This is a genomic window from Pseudomonas sp. NPDC089395, assembly GCF_044749525.1.
Lineage (GTDB): Bacteria > Pseudomonadota > Gammaproteobacteria > Pseudomonadales > Pseudomonadaceae > Aquipseudomonas.
The window spans coordinates 105197-118368 of record NZ_JBIVID010000007.1; the positions used below are offsets into that span (position 1 = coordinate 105197).

The following is a 13172-nucleotide window of genomic DNA, read 5'->3' on the forward strand; positions in this document are numbered from 1 at the left end:
CTGTAACGTTTGACTCGGAGTTCGCCATCATGGCTGCTGCTTGGGTGCGCCTGTGCGCGTTGGTATTGATCGGTGTGTCCAGCGGCGCCACGCTGGCCAAGGACAAGACACCTTCGGCGATCGTCGTGGGTGGTGGCCTGGCTGGCCTGACCGCGGCCTATGAGCTGCAGAACAAGGGCTGGCAGGTGACCTTGCTGGAAGCCAAGGCGGGCATGGGCGGTCGCTCGGGTCTGGCCAACAGCGAATGGATCGGCAACAGCAAGGCGCAGCCGGTACTCAACCAGTACCTGGATCGGTTCAAGCTGGAGACACTGCCGGCACCGGAGTTCGTGCGAACCCCTGGCTACCTGATCGATGGCGAGTACTTCAGCGCCACGGACCTGCCTACCAAGCAACCCGCAACCGCCGAGGCGATCAAGCGTTACGAGAAGACCCTCGACGATCTGGCCCGCTCGATCGACGACCCGCTCAACCCGCAGGCGACCAGCACGCTGTTCGCCCTCGACCAGATGAACGTGTCCACCTGGCTGGACAAGTTGCAGTTGCCGACCACCGCGCGGCAGCTGATCAACCAGCAGATCCGTACCCGATACGATGAGCCGTCGCGCCTTTCGCTGCTCTACTTCGCCCAGCAAAGCCGGGTGTACCGTGGTGTCAGCGACCGTGACCTGCGTGCCGCGCGTTTGCCAGGCGGCAGCCCGGTGCTGGCCCAGGCGTTCGTCAAGCAGCTGAAAACCATCAAGACCAACTCGCCGGTGTCCTCCATCGTCCAGGACAAGGACAGCGTCACGGTCAAGGCCGGCAGTGCCAGCTACCAGGCCGATTACGTGGTCATGGCCGTGCCCCTGCGGGCCCTGGCCAAGATCCAGATGACGCCGGTCCTGGATACCCAGCATGTGGCAGCGCTCAGGGGCACCAACTACGGTTGGCGCGACCAGCTGATGCTCAAGTTCAAGCAGCCGGTCTGGGAAAGCCGTTCGCGCATGACCGGCGAGATCTACAGCAACGTGGGCCTTGGCATGCTGTGGATCGAGCCTGCACTCAAGGGCGGCGCCAATGTGGTAATCAACCTGTCCGGCGACAATGCGCGCCTGCTGCAGGCCTTCGGTGACAAGCAGATGGTCGATCAGGTGCTGATCCGCCTGCATGCCTTCTATCCACAGGCCCGTGGCTCGTTCACCGGCTACGAGCTCAAGCGCTACAGCACCGACGCCGGTACGGGCGGTGCCTACCTGGCCTACGGTCCGGGACAGATCAGCAAGTATTGGCGCCTGTGGGAGCGCCCGGTGCAGCGCATTGCCTTCGCAGGTGAGCACACCGATGCCCTTTATCCAGGCACCCTCGAAGGCGCCCTGCGCAGTGGCCAGCGTGCGGCCAGCCAGGTACAGGACTTGCTCGCCGGTAAATCGTTCGACCCGGCCAAGGCGTTGCCGGTGGCGGCCGCTGCAACCGCAGGCGCGGTGGCGGCGAAGGACAAGGGCGGGTTCTTCTCGCGGCTGTTTGGCGGTGCTGACAAGCCTGAGGTGAAGGCTGTACCGGTTGCCAAGGCCGAGGAAGCGTCCCCAGCGCCGTCTGCTGCACCTGCTGCTGTGCCCGCGCCGATTGCCAAGGAAGAACCTGCCAAACCTGCCGGCATCAAGGCGGCACCGGCCAAGCAGGCGCCCGCGCACAAGCCTGCAGCAAAACAGGCGCATAAAGCCGAGCCGAAAAAAGCCACCGCCAAGACCGAGCCGGCCAAGAAAGCGGTGACCAACGCCCAGGCAAAAGCCAGCTAAGCTCCTGGCCCTACCGGCCTCTTAGCGGGCTTGTCCCGCGAAGAGGCCGGTGCTGACAACTTCAGATTCCCCGCTATCGTTAATGTTTCCTTAATAGCAATCTCACACACTACCTATCGGTTTTCTCGATAATCCAAAGCGATTTTTTCCGCTTTTCTTCGATACGTTTCGCGTTAGTCTGTGCTCAGCTTTCACGGGGAAACACTGCATCATGCAACTGCGCAACTCACCTTCTCGCTATGGCGTCGTCAGCATCGTCCTGCACTGGGGCGTGGCACTGGCAGTTTTTGGCCTGTTCGGCCTGGGTTTGTGGATGGTCGGCCTCGACTACTACAGCCCCTGGCGCAAATCTGCCCCCGACCTGCACAAGAGCATTGGCATGGTGCTGCTGGCAGTGATGCTGTTGCGTGTGCTCTGGCGCTTCATCAGCCCACCACCGCCGGCGCCGGCCAACCACGGGCCGCTCACTCGCGTGGCCGCCAAGTTGGGGCACCTGGCGTTGTATCTGGGGCTTTTCGCAGTGATGGCCGCCGGTTACCTGATTTCGACCGCCGATGGCGTTGGCATTCCGGTCTTCGAGTTGTTCGATGTGCCGGCCTTGATCAGCGATCTGCCCGATCAGGCTGACGTGGCGGGTGTCGTTCATCTCTGGTTGGCATGGGGCCTGGTGATATTTGCCGTGCTGCATGCCCTGGCAGCCTTGAAACACCATTTCATCGACCGTGACGCGACCCTGACTCGTATGCTGGGCCGCAAAGCTTGACTCTCAACCTCAATTGCAAGGGAAGGAAGTAAGGATGTTGAAAAAGACTTTTGCCGCTCTGGCGCTCGGTACCGCTCTGATCTCCGCTGGCCAGGCCATGGCTGCCGATTACAAGATCGACACGGAAGGTCAGCATGCGTTCGTCGACTGGAAAATCAGCCACTTGGGCTACAGCTTCATCCACGGCACCTTCAAGAAATTTGACGGCGACTTCACTTGGGATAGCGCCAAGCCTGAAGCGAGCAAGATCAACGTCAAGCTGGATACCGCCAGCCTGTGGTCGAACCACGCCGAGCGTGACAAGCACATCGCCAGCAAAGACTTCCTGGACGTGAAGAAATATCCTGAAGCGAAGTTTGTCTCCACCAGCGTCAAGTCCACTGGCGAAAAAACCGCCGATGTGACTGGTGATCTGACCATGCACGGTGTCACCAAGCCGGTGACCTTCAAGGCCACTTTCAACGGTGAAGGCAAGGACCCATGGGGCGGTGAGCGTGCTGGCTTCAACGCTACCACCACGCTGAACCTGAACGACTTCGGCATCAAGGGCCCGGGTGCGACCTCGCAGACCCTGGACCTGGATATCAGTGTCGAAGGTGTGAAGCAGAAGTAAGCTTTTGCCTTGGCAATAAAAAACGCCGCCCAATCGGGCGGCGTTTTCGTTTCTCTATTCGGGCCTCATCGCCGGCAAGCCGGCGATGAGGTCGGTACAGACTCAGCCTTTGCGGGTCAGCAGCGCAGGGCGCTCGCCACGCGGGCGGCTCGGCAGGTCATCCAGTTGCTCTGGCGTCGGGTAACGGTCGAGCTTGGACTCCTTGCGGATGATCACCGGCTGGTTCTGCGGCTCACGCGAGCTGCGCACTGCCGGTTCCTGGCGCAATGCATCGTCGCGACCAGCCGGGCGGTTGCGACCGCCGCCATCGCGACGGCCACCACCACCATTGTTGTTGCGCGGCGGGCGCTTTTCGCCGCTGGCGCTGCGGGGTTGCCCGCCATTGCGGCCTTGACCCTGACCCTGACCGCCACTACGTGGGGCATTGGCCTGACCTTGCTGACCTTGGCCGGCACCACCACCTGGGCGACGGTTGCGGCCTTGGTTCTTGGCATTCTGGTAGGGGCTGACGTAGTCGGCGCGGTTACCGAAGTTGTCGACGTCGTCGTCCAGGAACTCTTCCGGGTCACGGTTGGCGGTCGCCTTCGGTGCGCTGGCCTGGTTCGCTTGCTGCTCGCGCGGCTTCCTGTCACGCGGCTTGCGCGGCTGCTGCTTGTCGCCAGCCTTTTCCTTGTCGGCAGACTTTTCCGCCGCTTGCGGCTTGGCCTTGCCTTTGTCCTTGCCCTTGTCCTTGCGGCCACCGCTGCCGTCTTTGCCGCCGTCGCCACGGGCCTGCTGGTTGCGACCACCACGGCCACTGTTTTGCGGACGCTCGCGTACTTCAGGCTTCTCGGCTTCCACCTGGCTTGGGTCGAAGCCCATCAGGTCGCCGTCGGCGATCTTCTGCTTGGTGACGCGCTCGATACTCTTGAGCAGCTTCTCTTCATCCGGCGCGACCAGGGAAATGGCCTCGCCCGAACGCCCGGCACGGCCGGTGCGGCCGATACGGTGGACGTAGTCTTCCTCGACGTTCGGCAGCTCGAAGTTGACCACATGGGGCAGTTGGTCGATATCCAGGCCGCGTGCGGCGATGTCGGTGGCGACCAGCACGCGCACAGCGTTGGCCTTGAAGTCGGCCAGGGCCTTGGTGCGGGCGTTCTGGCTCTTGTTGCCGTGGATCGCGGCGGCGCTCAGGCCGTGCTTTTCCAGGTACTCGGCCAGACGGTTGGCGCCATGCTTGGTGCGGGTGAACACCAGCACCTGCTCCCAGGCGCCCAGGGTGATCAAGTGCGCAAGCAGGGCGCGCTTGTGGCTGGCGGGCAGGCGATAGACGCGCTGCTCGATACGTTCGACCGTGGTGTTCGGCGGGGTGACCTCGATACGCTCCGGGTTATGCAGGAGCTTGTCGGCCAGGTCGGTGATGTCCTTGGAGAAGGTCGCCGAGAACAGCAGGTTCTGGCGCTTGGCCGGCAGGCGGGCGAGGACCTTCTTGACGTCATGGATGAAGCCCATGTCGAGCATGCGGTCGGCTTCGTCCAGCACCAGGATTTCGACGTGGGCCAGGTCTACCTTGCCTTGCCCGGCCAGGTCGAGCAGGCGACCAGGGCAGGCGACGAGCACGTCGACGCCCTTGGCGATGGCCTGGACCTGGGGGTTCATGCCTACGCCGCCGAAGACGCAGGCGCTGACCAGTGGCAGGTCGCGGGCGTACACCTTGAAGCTGTCGTGCACCTGGGCTGCCAGCTCGCGAGTCGGCGTCAGCACCAGGACACGCGGTTGGCGCGGGCCATGGCGCTGGGATTTGTCGGGGTGACCGGCCGGGAACAGGCGCTCAAGGATCGGCAGGGCGAAGCCGCCGGTTTTACCAGTACCAGTCTGTGCGGCAACCATCAGGTCGCGGCCTTGCAACACGGCGGGAATGGCCCGCTGTTGCACCGGAGTCGGCTGGGTGTAGCCCGCAGCTTCGATAGCGCGGACAAGTGCCTCGGAGAGACCGAGGGAAGCAAAGGACATGGGCAATCCTGTTCTCGTGTGGGCTGGGCCCGTTGGGATATTCTGCCTGGCGCGACGGGCATCGGTGGGATGCGATCGCGTCCGGTCCAGCTGGGCTTTCACTGCGCATCCGGGAAGCGGGAGGTAGACGCCAAGGGGCGTCAATGCCGATCGGGATGCTTGTTGCGAGGCCGAGCGTCCGGGCGTGAGCCGGGCGGGAAGGCCCGAGTATAACAGAGCTATTGCAGCGTGCTGCTTTCCTGCTGCTCAACGGCGTCAGGAAGATGGCCGGAGTCGCCAATATAGCGTTCGATTATCGCGACATAGGCTGGCTCTTGCTTGAACCGTCGCAGTTCATTTGCAAAGGCCTGGGCCAGCTGTTCGCGCCCGGGCTTTCGTGCCAGCCCCAGGTATTGGGATTGGCGGCTGATCACCAGAGGCAGTTCTTCGACTTGTTGTTCCAGGCCAAGTTGCTGGCGCAGGTAGCGCCCCACCCTGCGGTCGGTCACCAGCAGGTCGATACGCCCGAGCATGAGTTTGCCGAAGTTGGCTTCATGGCTGGGGCCCGGTTCACGCCTGAAACCCGACGCTTGTTCGAATACCGGGCCATAGGCATAGCCCGGCGAGGTACCCACGGTCAGGTCGCGGAGGTCGCTGAGCTGGCTGATGACATGACGCCGGCGGCTGGCCTGGTACAGCACGAATTCGACATCCGACATGGGCTCCATGGGGTAGACCATGTAGGCCTTGCGCGCGTCGGTCTGGAAAATATCCATCACGCCGTCGGCCAGGCCTTGTTCGACCATCGCCAGGCAGCGCTTCCAGGGCAGGAACTGCCAGTCCACCTCGACCCCCAGCCGCCTGAACACCTCGCTGGTGACTTCGTAGTCGATGCCCTTGGGTTGGCCGGCATCCCGGTAGATGTACGGCGCCCAGTCGTCGCTGACCAGGCGCAACCGATCGCCCAGCGCCATCGGGCTCAGGCAGGCGAGCAGCAGGATACACAGCAGGCGGTTGATAGCAGGCATGGCGCGAGATTACGCGCTCGGCCAGGGCAAGGCCAGTCTGGCTCAGTGGGAAGCGTTTCTCAGCAGATGTGCCTCGATGTCCTTGCGTCGCTCGCCCAGCGACAAGCGCAAGCCCGGATGGCGCAGGCACTGGCGCAACTGTTCCGGCGCGATGCGGCCGTTGCGCTCGTTGAGATTTTCCAGCGCCTTGTCCCACCAGGCCGGGGCACAGGCGCGGTCGAATTCGTTGGGGTAGGGGTAGCAGCCATACAGCAACTCACGCGCGAACTGCCGCTCGCGGCTCGGCAGGGTGAGGCTCAAAGCCTTGTAGCCCAAGCGGTGCAGCGCGGGTGGCCGTGGCAACTGATCATTGACCAGCAACACATCGGCCAGCGCCGCCGCGCTCAGCGGATCGTCGCCATGCTTGCGCAACCAGGCCTGGATCTTGGCGCGGAACTGGGCCTTGCGGCTCCAGTAGTGATGGATGACATCGGTACATTCGGCCAGTTCGAGCTTGCGGTACGCAGCCACTGCCAGGCAGAACTCTTCCAGGGTGTAGGCCGAGCGGGCCAGCGGGTAGAGCTCGTCCATCAGGGCGATGGATTGGTCGAGCGTTGCAGCGTCTTCGGCGGTAAGCCCGATGACCCCGGAGTTCACCAGCGGCATCTGGCAGTCGGCCAGGCCGCGCTGCTTGAGGATACCCAGCAGGTTCTTGTACAGCAGGCACGCCTGGTTGGCGCCATAGCGCGCACCGACGAAGTTGCACAGCAGGTGGCCGGGGCGGACGCGTTCGAACAGCCGCAGGGGCGAGGTGCGGAAAAAGGTGTCGGTGTCGATCAGTACGGCCAGGGGATGCTGACCAAGGATCTGGCGCAGTAGCACGTGCTTGCTGCGAAAGTGATAGCCGTGCGGTGCGTTCCACGCCTTGCGGGTGGCTTCGTCGAGCAGGTGCACGGTGACCGGCAATTTGCCATAGGGCTGCGGGTTGTCGGTGTAGACCTGGATGTCCAGGGTCTCGCCTGCATGCACGTCCAGGTGCGCCAGGGCGCTGACGATACTGAAGGAGGCCTCCTGGTGATAGGTGGCCGGGCCAAAGGCCAGGTAGACCAGTTGTGGACGGGAAGGCGAGCGCGGCTGCATTTCAGGCAAGACCTGTTTGATCCAGAAATGAAATAAGGCCTCAGTCTACGACCAAAGTCTTAATCATTTCTGAATGAGATCTTGCCAAAAAGTTTCAGCGAGGCAGCTTCAGGTTGTTCCAGATCGCCAGGCTGGCGTCGGCCTGGTTCAGGGTATAGAAGTGCAGGCCCGGAGCGCCGCCTTGCAGCAGCTGCTCGCACATGCGAGTGATCACTTCTTCACCGAAAGCCTGGATGCTGGCGGTGTCGTCGCCGTAGGCTTCCAGCTGCTTGCGGATCCAGCGCGGGATCTCGGCGCCGCAGGCATCGGAGAAGCGTGCCAGCTTGCTGTAGTTGGTGATCGGCATGATGCCGGGCACCACCGGAATGTCCACGCCCAGCTTCTGCGCGCGCTCGACGAAGTAGAAGTAGCTGTCGGCGTTGAAGAAGTACTGGGTGATGGCGCTGTCTGCACCGGCCTTGACCTTGTGCACGAAATTGGCCAGGTCGACTTCGAAGTTGCGTGCTTGCGGGTGCATTTCCGGATAGGCGGCAACTTCCAGGTGGAAGTGGTCACCGCTTTCCTGGCGGATGAACTCGACCAGGTCGCTGGCATAGCGCAGTTCGCCACTGGCCATGCCCATGCCCGACGGCAGGTCACCACGCAGGGCGACGATGCGCTTGATACCGGCGGCCTTGTACTGAGCGAGCAGTGCGCGCAACTCGTCCTTGCTATCGCCGACACACGAAAGGTGTGGCGCAGCAGGTACCTTCGCCTCGCTTTCCAGCTGCAGCACGGTGTTCAGGGTACGGTCGCGGGTCGAGCCACCGGCACCGTAGGTGCAGGAGAAAAAGTCCGGGTTGCAGACGGCCAGCTGGCGGGCAACGCCCATCAGCTTTTCGTGACCGGCATCGGTCTTGGTCGGGAAGAATTCGAAACTGTAGCGGCGTTCTTGTGACATCTCTGTTTCCTGCAAGCTGCAAGTAAAAGCCAGGGCGGTGGGGGCCGGCCTGGCTTGGGCATCGATCAAGATTCAACGACTACAAGCGCCCGGCGGGATGCCGACGGGCGCTTGTCGCTTAGTAGCGGTAGGCGTGCGGCTTGAACGGGCCTTCGACAGCCACACCGATGTAGTCGGCCTGCTGCTTGGTCAGTTGGGTGACCACGCCGCCGAAGCCGCGGACCATTTCCAGGGCCACTTCTTCGTCGAGCTTCTTGGGCAGCACTTCAACGGTCAGACGTTCGGCTTTCTTCTCGGCCGACAGGTCGGCGTACTTCTGCTCGAACAGGAAGATCTGCGCCAGTACCTGGTTGGCGAACGAGCCATCCATGATGCGGCTTGGGTGGCCAGTGGCGTTACCCAGGTTCACCAGGCGGCCTTCGGCCAGCAGGATCAGGTAGTCGTCGTTCTGCGGGTCGAAGTCGCCAGCGCCGGTGCGGTGGATCTTGTGCACCTGCGGCTTGACCTCTTCCCATGCCCAGTTCTTGCGCATGAAGGCGGTGTCGATCTCGTTGTCGAAGTGGCCGATGTTGCAGACCACGGCACGCTTCTTCAGGGCCTTGAGCATGTTGGCATCGCAGACGTTGACGTTACCGGTGGTGGTGACGATCAGGTCGATCTTGCCCAGCAGGGCCTTGTCGATGCTGGCTTCGGTGCCGTCGTTGATACCGTCGATGAACGGCGAGACCAGCTCGAAACCGTCCATGCAGGCCTGCATGGCGCAGATCGGGTCAACTTCGGTGACCTTGACGATCATGCCTTCCTGACGCAGGGACTGGGCCGAGCCCTTGCCCACGTCACCGTAGCCGATCACCAGGGCTTGCTTGCCCGACAGCAGGTGGTCGGTACCGCGCTTGATGGCGTCGTTCAGGCTGTGACGGCAACCGTACTTGTTGTCGTTCTTGCTCTTGGTGACCGAGTCGTTGACGTTGATCGCCGGGACTTTCAGCTCGCCTTTGGCCAGCATGTCCAGCAGGCGGTGCACACCGGTGGTGGTCTCTTCGGTGACGCCGTGGACGCGGTCCAGCACGGCCGGGTATTTCTTGTGCAGCAGCTCGGTCAGGTCACCGCCGTCGTCGAGGATCATGTTGGCGTCCCATGGCTGGCCATCCTTGAGGATGGTCTGCTCCAGGCACCACTCGTACTCTTCCTCGGTTTCACCTTTCCAGGCGAAGACCGGGATACCGGCGGCAGCGATGGAAGCCGCCGCCTGGTCCTGGGTGGAGAAGATGTTGCAGGACGACCAACGCACTTCGGCACCCAGGGCAACCAGGGTTTCGATCAGCACGGCAGTCTGGATGGTCATGTGGATGCAGCCCAGGATCTTCGCACCCTTGAGCGGCTGCTCAGTCAGGTACTTGCGACGCAGGCCCATCAGGGCAGGCATTTCCGATTCGGCGATGATGGTTTCGCGACGGCCCCAGGCGGCCAGGGAGATGTCGGCGACTTTGAAATCGGTAAAACCTGCAGGCGTGTTTACAGCGCTCATTGAGAGCCTCCATTCGTAGTGTGCGAATGGGCGCCGTTGTGCGTTAAGCGTCCGCTTGAGCGGACAACGCCCCATCCGAGCCTGACAGGCCGAGCCTGCTGCAGCGCCCCTCGGACAGGTGGCGGGCATGGCACCGCTAATGGCTGCCATGTGAATCGGCAGGGATTATAGCCGTGGCTGTGTGACACACCCAAGGCTTTCTGTCGATTTATCGAGACGATAGTCGATGTTCAATGGAGCGCCCGGCGCCGCTCTGCCATCATTACTTCACGTTAGCCAAGCAGGTCAGGAGTACTGATGAACTTTCACACCCGCAAATGGGTAAAACCCGAAGACCTCAACCCCAACGGCACCTTGTTCGGCGGCAGCCTGCTGCGCTGGATCGACGAGGAGGCGGCGATCTACGCCATCGTCCAGCTGGGCAACCAGCGCGTGGTGACCAAGTACATGTCGGAAATCAACTTCGTGAGTGCCTCGCGCCAGGGCGACATCATCGAGCTGGGCATCACCGCCACCGAGTTTGGCCGCACCTCGATCACCCTGCGCTGCGAAGTGCGCAACAAGATCACCCGCAAGAGCATCCTCACGGTAGACCGCATGGTCTTCGTCAACCTGGGCGAAGATGGTATGCCGGCGGCCCACGGGCGGACCGAGATCAAGTACGTGCAGGACCAGTTCCCGGATTCGGCGGTCGAGTGATGGCTTTGGGGCCGCAAGGCGGCCCCAAAATGTCAGGGTTGCACGCTAACCTTGCGCACCACCCGCCCAATGCTCAACCCCTGCACCAGAATCGAAGACAGCACCACGATATAGGTGATCGACAGCAGCAAGTCACGCTCGCTCCCCTGCGGCAACGACAGTGCCAGCGCTACCGACACCCCGCCGCGCAAACCACCCCAGGTCAGCACCCGCACGGTGCCTTTGGGCACACTGCGCCAGCGGCGCAGCAGCACGATGGCCGGCGCCACCGTCAGCAACCGCGACAGCAATACCGCCACCGCCAGCACGCCACCCGCCGCCAGGTGCAGCCAGTTGAACGGCAACAGCAACAGCTCCAGGCCGATCAGGGCGAACAGCAGGGCGTTGAGCATGTCGTCGATCAGTTCCCAGAAACCGTCCATGTAACGACGGGTCATTTCGTTCATCGCCAGGTTGCGGCCCAGGTTGCCGATGATCAGGCCGGCCACCACCATCGCGATCGGCGCCGAAACGTGCAGTTCGTAGCACATCGCCGAGCCGCCGATGACCAGCGCCAGGGTCAGCATGACCTCGACCTGGTACTGCTCGACGCTCTTGATCATGCGGTAGGTGGCGTAGCCGATCAGCCCGCCGAACACCACGCCGCCGACGGCTTCGCGGGCGAACAGCAGCGCGGTGTCGGAGAAGCTCGGCGTTTCGCCCAGCTGGATGATGCCCAGCAGCACGGTGAACACCACCACTGCCGTGCCGTCGTTGAACAGCGATTCGCCGACGATGGTGGTCTTCAGCGGCTTGGAGGCGTTGGCGGTACGCAAGGCGCCCAGCACGGCGATCGGGTCGGTAGGGGAGATCAGCGCACCGAACAGCAGGCAGTAGATCAGCGGTACCTGCCAGCCGAACAGGGCGAATACCCAGTGCGACAGATAGCCGATCACCACGGTGGCGATCAGCACGCCGAAGGTGGCCAGCAGCCCGATCGGCCAGCGGTAGCTGCGCAGGTCCGTCAGGTTGACGTGCAGTGCACCGGCGAACAGCAGAAACGACAGCATCCAGTGCATCAGAAGGTCATTGAAATCGATCTGGCCCATCAGCCCTTCGACGCGCTCTTCCAGGCCTGGAAAGCCAATCAGGCTCAGGCCCTGCAGCATCAGGGAAAACAGCAGTGCCGTGACCATCACGCCGATGGCGGGTGGCAGTCCGATGAAACGGTAATTGACGTAGGTGAGGAGGGTGGTGAGGCAGATAAACGCGGCAACTAATTCAAGCATCCTGAGTCCTGTAGCAATGGCTTCCAAGGCGTACCCGAACGGCATCGGGCAGTGGTTTGATGACCTGGCGACGGCTTCGGGGCACAGGTTTGACCGGATTTGTTCTTTTCGTTCAATGGCACCCTGCAGGCTAGAAGCGTTGTATCGTTGCCTGCTCTGACTGCAAGGAGCGCCCCGCGTGTTGGCAACTTCCCTGGTTCTGATCGCCGCCCTGCTGCACGCGACCTGGAACACCCTGATCAAATTCAGCGGCGAACGCCTGCTGGTCATTGCCAGCATGGACACCGTGGCACTGGCTTTCGCTGTGTTTGCCGTGGCGTTCGTCGATTTTCCCCCCGCCGAAATCTGGCCCTGGCTGCTGGCCTCGGCGCTGGCCGAGCAGCTGTACCGCTTTCTGCTGATCCAGGCCTACCGGGTGGGCGATCTGGGCCTGGTCTATCCTCTGATGCGCGGGCTGTCGCCGCTGGTGGTGCTGGGGCTGACCCTGGCGTTCGCCGGCGAGTCGCTGAGCCAGCAGCAGATCATCGGCATTTTGCTGATTCCTTGCGGCATGGCCTGCTTGTTGTGGCAGGGCGGCGGCGGGGATCGGTTGCCCTGGTCGATGTTGCCGATAGTGGCGCTGATCGGCCTGTGCATTGGTTGTTACACCTGGTTCGACGGGCAGGCGGTGCGGTTATGGGGCAAGCCCTGGGACTACCTGGTATGGCTGACCTTGCTCAGTGCCTGGCCATTTCCGCTGCTGGCCAGCGTGGCGCGGCGGGCACCGTTCGTGCTGTTCTGGCGCACGCAATGGCGGTTGGGCGTGGCAGTGGGCGTGTGCGTGCTGCTCAGCTATGCGCTGGTGCTGTGGGCCATGCACCTGGGGTCGGTGGCCGAGGCGGCGGCGCTTCGGGAGCTGAGCGTGATCCTGGTGGTGCTGCTGGGCATGCGCTACCTCAAAGAACCTTTTGGCGGGCCAAGACTCCTAGCTTGCGGGCTGGTCCTGGCAGGCATGCTGGTGATGAAGCTCTAACCCACTTTCGAACAAGGAGTCATGAGCATGACCGTTGCCCTGTGGTGCATCCTGATCGCGTTGGTACTGCCACCGCTCTGTGCGCTGATCGCCAAAGTCAGTAGCGGCCGCTTTGGCCTGAAAGACAACCATGATCCGCGTGCCTTCCTCGACACACTGTCGGGGCTGCCGCGCCGTGCCCATGCCGCGCAGCAGAACGGTTACGAAGCGTTTCCGGCATTTGCGGCGGCGGTGCTGGTAGCGGATGTCGTCGGCAATGCCGAACAGGTGACGCAGGATGTGCTGGGCGTGATGTATGTCACCAGCCGCTTGCTGTACATCATCTGCTACCTGGCGGACTGGGCGGCGTTGCGCTCGCTGGTGTGGTTTGCCGGATTGGCGTTGATCGTTTCGTTCTTTGTGGTTTCCATCTGAGAGCGTGTCGCCTTCATCGCCGGCTTGCCGGCGATGAGGCCG

The 13172-nt window shown here is 62.7% G+C and carries 12 protein-coding genes and 1 riboswitch; of the genes, 6 read left to right on the plus strand and 6 right to left on the minus strand.

Features of this window, described 5'->3' with window-relative positions; all coding sequences use genetic code 11:
• The first annotated feature begins 29 nt into the window (after positions 1 to 29).
• From ACIPZG_RS16575 to ACIPZG_RS16585, 3 genes are all read left to right on the plus strand, one after another.
• Entirely contained in the window at positions 30 to 1775 is a 1746-nt protein-coding gene (locus ACIPZG_RS16575) for a flavin monoamine oxidase family protein (RefSeq protein ID WP_400715457.1), read from the plus strand.
• 211 nt (positions 1776 to 1986) lie between these two features.
• Positions 1987 to 2538, plus strand: coding sequence for a cytochrome b (locus ACIPZG_RS16580; protein ID WP_400715459.1), 552 nt, complete (start codon positions 1987 to 1989; stop codon positions 2536 to 2538).
• Between the two features lie 34 nt (positions 2539 to 2572).
• Positions 2573 to 3151 carry a YceI family protein gene (locus ACIPZG_RS16585; RefSeq protein ID WP_008090346.1) on the plus strand — a complete coding sequence of 193 codons (579 nt, stop codon included), beginning with the start codon at positions 2573 to 2575 and terminating at the stop codon, positions 3149 to 3151.
• 102 nt (positions 3152 to 3253) lie between these two features.
• On the opposite strand, the gene ACIPZG_RS16590 is transcribed toward ACIPZG_RS16585, so the two are convergent.
• From ACIPZG_RS16590 to ahcY, 5 genes are all read right to left on the minus strand, one after another.
• Complete coding sequence (locus tag ACIPZG_RS16590; protein WP_400715461.1) at positions 3254 to 5143, minus strand: DEAD/DEAH box helicase; 1890 nt, start codon at positions 5141 to 5143, stop codon at positions 3254 to 3256.
• Positions 5144 to 5361: 218 nt separating this feature from the next.
• Positions 5362 to 6150, minus strand: coding sequence for a substrate-binding periplasmic protein (locus ACIPZG_RS16595; protein ID WP_400715463.1), 789 nt, complete (start codon positions 6148 to 6150; stop codon positions 5362 to 5364).
• Positions 6151 to 6192: 42 nt separating this feature from the next.
• Positions 6193 to 7269: a hypothetical protein gene (locus ACIPZG_RS16600; protein WP_400715724.1), complete on the minus strand. Its 1077-nt coding sequence runs from the start codon at positions 7267 to 7269 to the stop codon at positions 6193 to 6195.
• 94 nt (positions 7270 to 7363) lie between these two features.
• On the minus strand, positions 7364 to 8209 hold the full coding sequence (gene metF / locus ACIPZG_RS16605) for a methylenetetrahydrofolate reductase [NAD(P)H] (protein ID WP_400715465.1): 846 nt from the start codon (positions 8207 to 8209) through the stop codon (positions 7364 to 7366).
• Positions 8210 to 8327: 118 nt separating this feature from the next.
• Positions 8328 to 9737: an adenosylhomocysteinase gene (gene ahcY, locus ACIPZG_RS16610; protein WP_400715467.1), complete on the minus strand. Its 1410-nt coding sequence runs from the start codon at positions 9735 to 9737 to the stop codon at positions 8328 to 8330.
• A gap of 21 nt (positions 9738 to 9758) precedes the next feature.
• A riboswitch (S-adenosyl-L-homocysteine riboswitch) is annotated at positions 9759 to 9855 on the minus strand.
• Positions 9856 to 10034: 179 nt separating this feature from the next.
• Between ahcY and ACIPZG_RS16615 the strand changes: the two genes are divergently transcribed.
• Complete coding sequence (locus ACIPZG_RS16615; RefSeq protein WP_008100811.1) at positions 10035 to 10436, plus strand: acyl-CoA thioesterase; 402 nt, start codon at positions 10035 to 10037, stop codon at positions 10434 to 10436.
• Positions 10437 to 10468: 32 nt separating this feature from the next.
• On the opposite strand, the gene ACIPZG_RS16620 is transcribed toward ACIPZG_RS16615, so the two are convergent.
• Positions 10469 to 11704: a cation:proton antiporter gene (locus ACIPZG_RS16620; protein WP_400715469.1), complete on the minus strand. Its 1236-nt coding sequence runs from the start codon at positions 11702 to 11704 to the stop codon at positions 10469 to 10471.
• 178 nt (positions 11705 to 11882) lie between these two features.
• On the opposite strand from ACIPZG_RS16620, the gene ACIPZG_RS16625 reads away from it, so the two are divergent.
• A complete protein-coding gene (locus tag ACIPZG_RS16625; protein ID WP_400715471.1) occupies positions 11883 to 12716 on the plus strand; it encodes an EamA family transporter in 834 nt (277 codons plus the stop codon).
• A 27-nt stretch (positions 12717 to 12743) separates the two neighbouring features.
• Positions 12744 to 13130, plus strand: coding sequence for an MAPEG family protein (locus tag ACIPZG_RS16630; protein WP_008100806.1), 387 nt, complete (start codon positions 12744 to 12746; stop codon positions 13128 to 13130).
• Positions 13131 to 13172 lie beyond the last annotated feature (42 nt).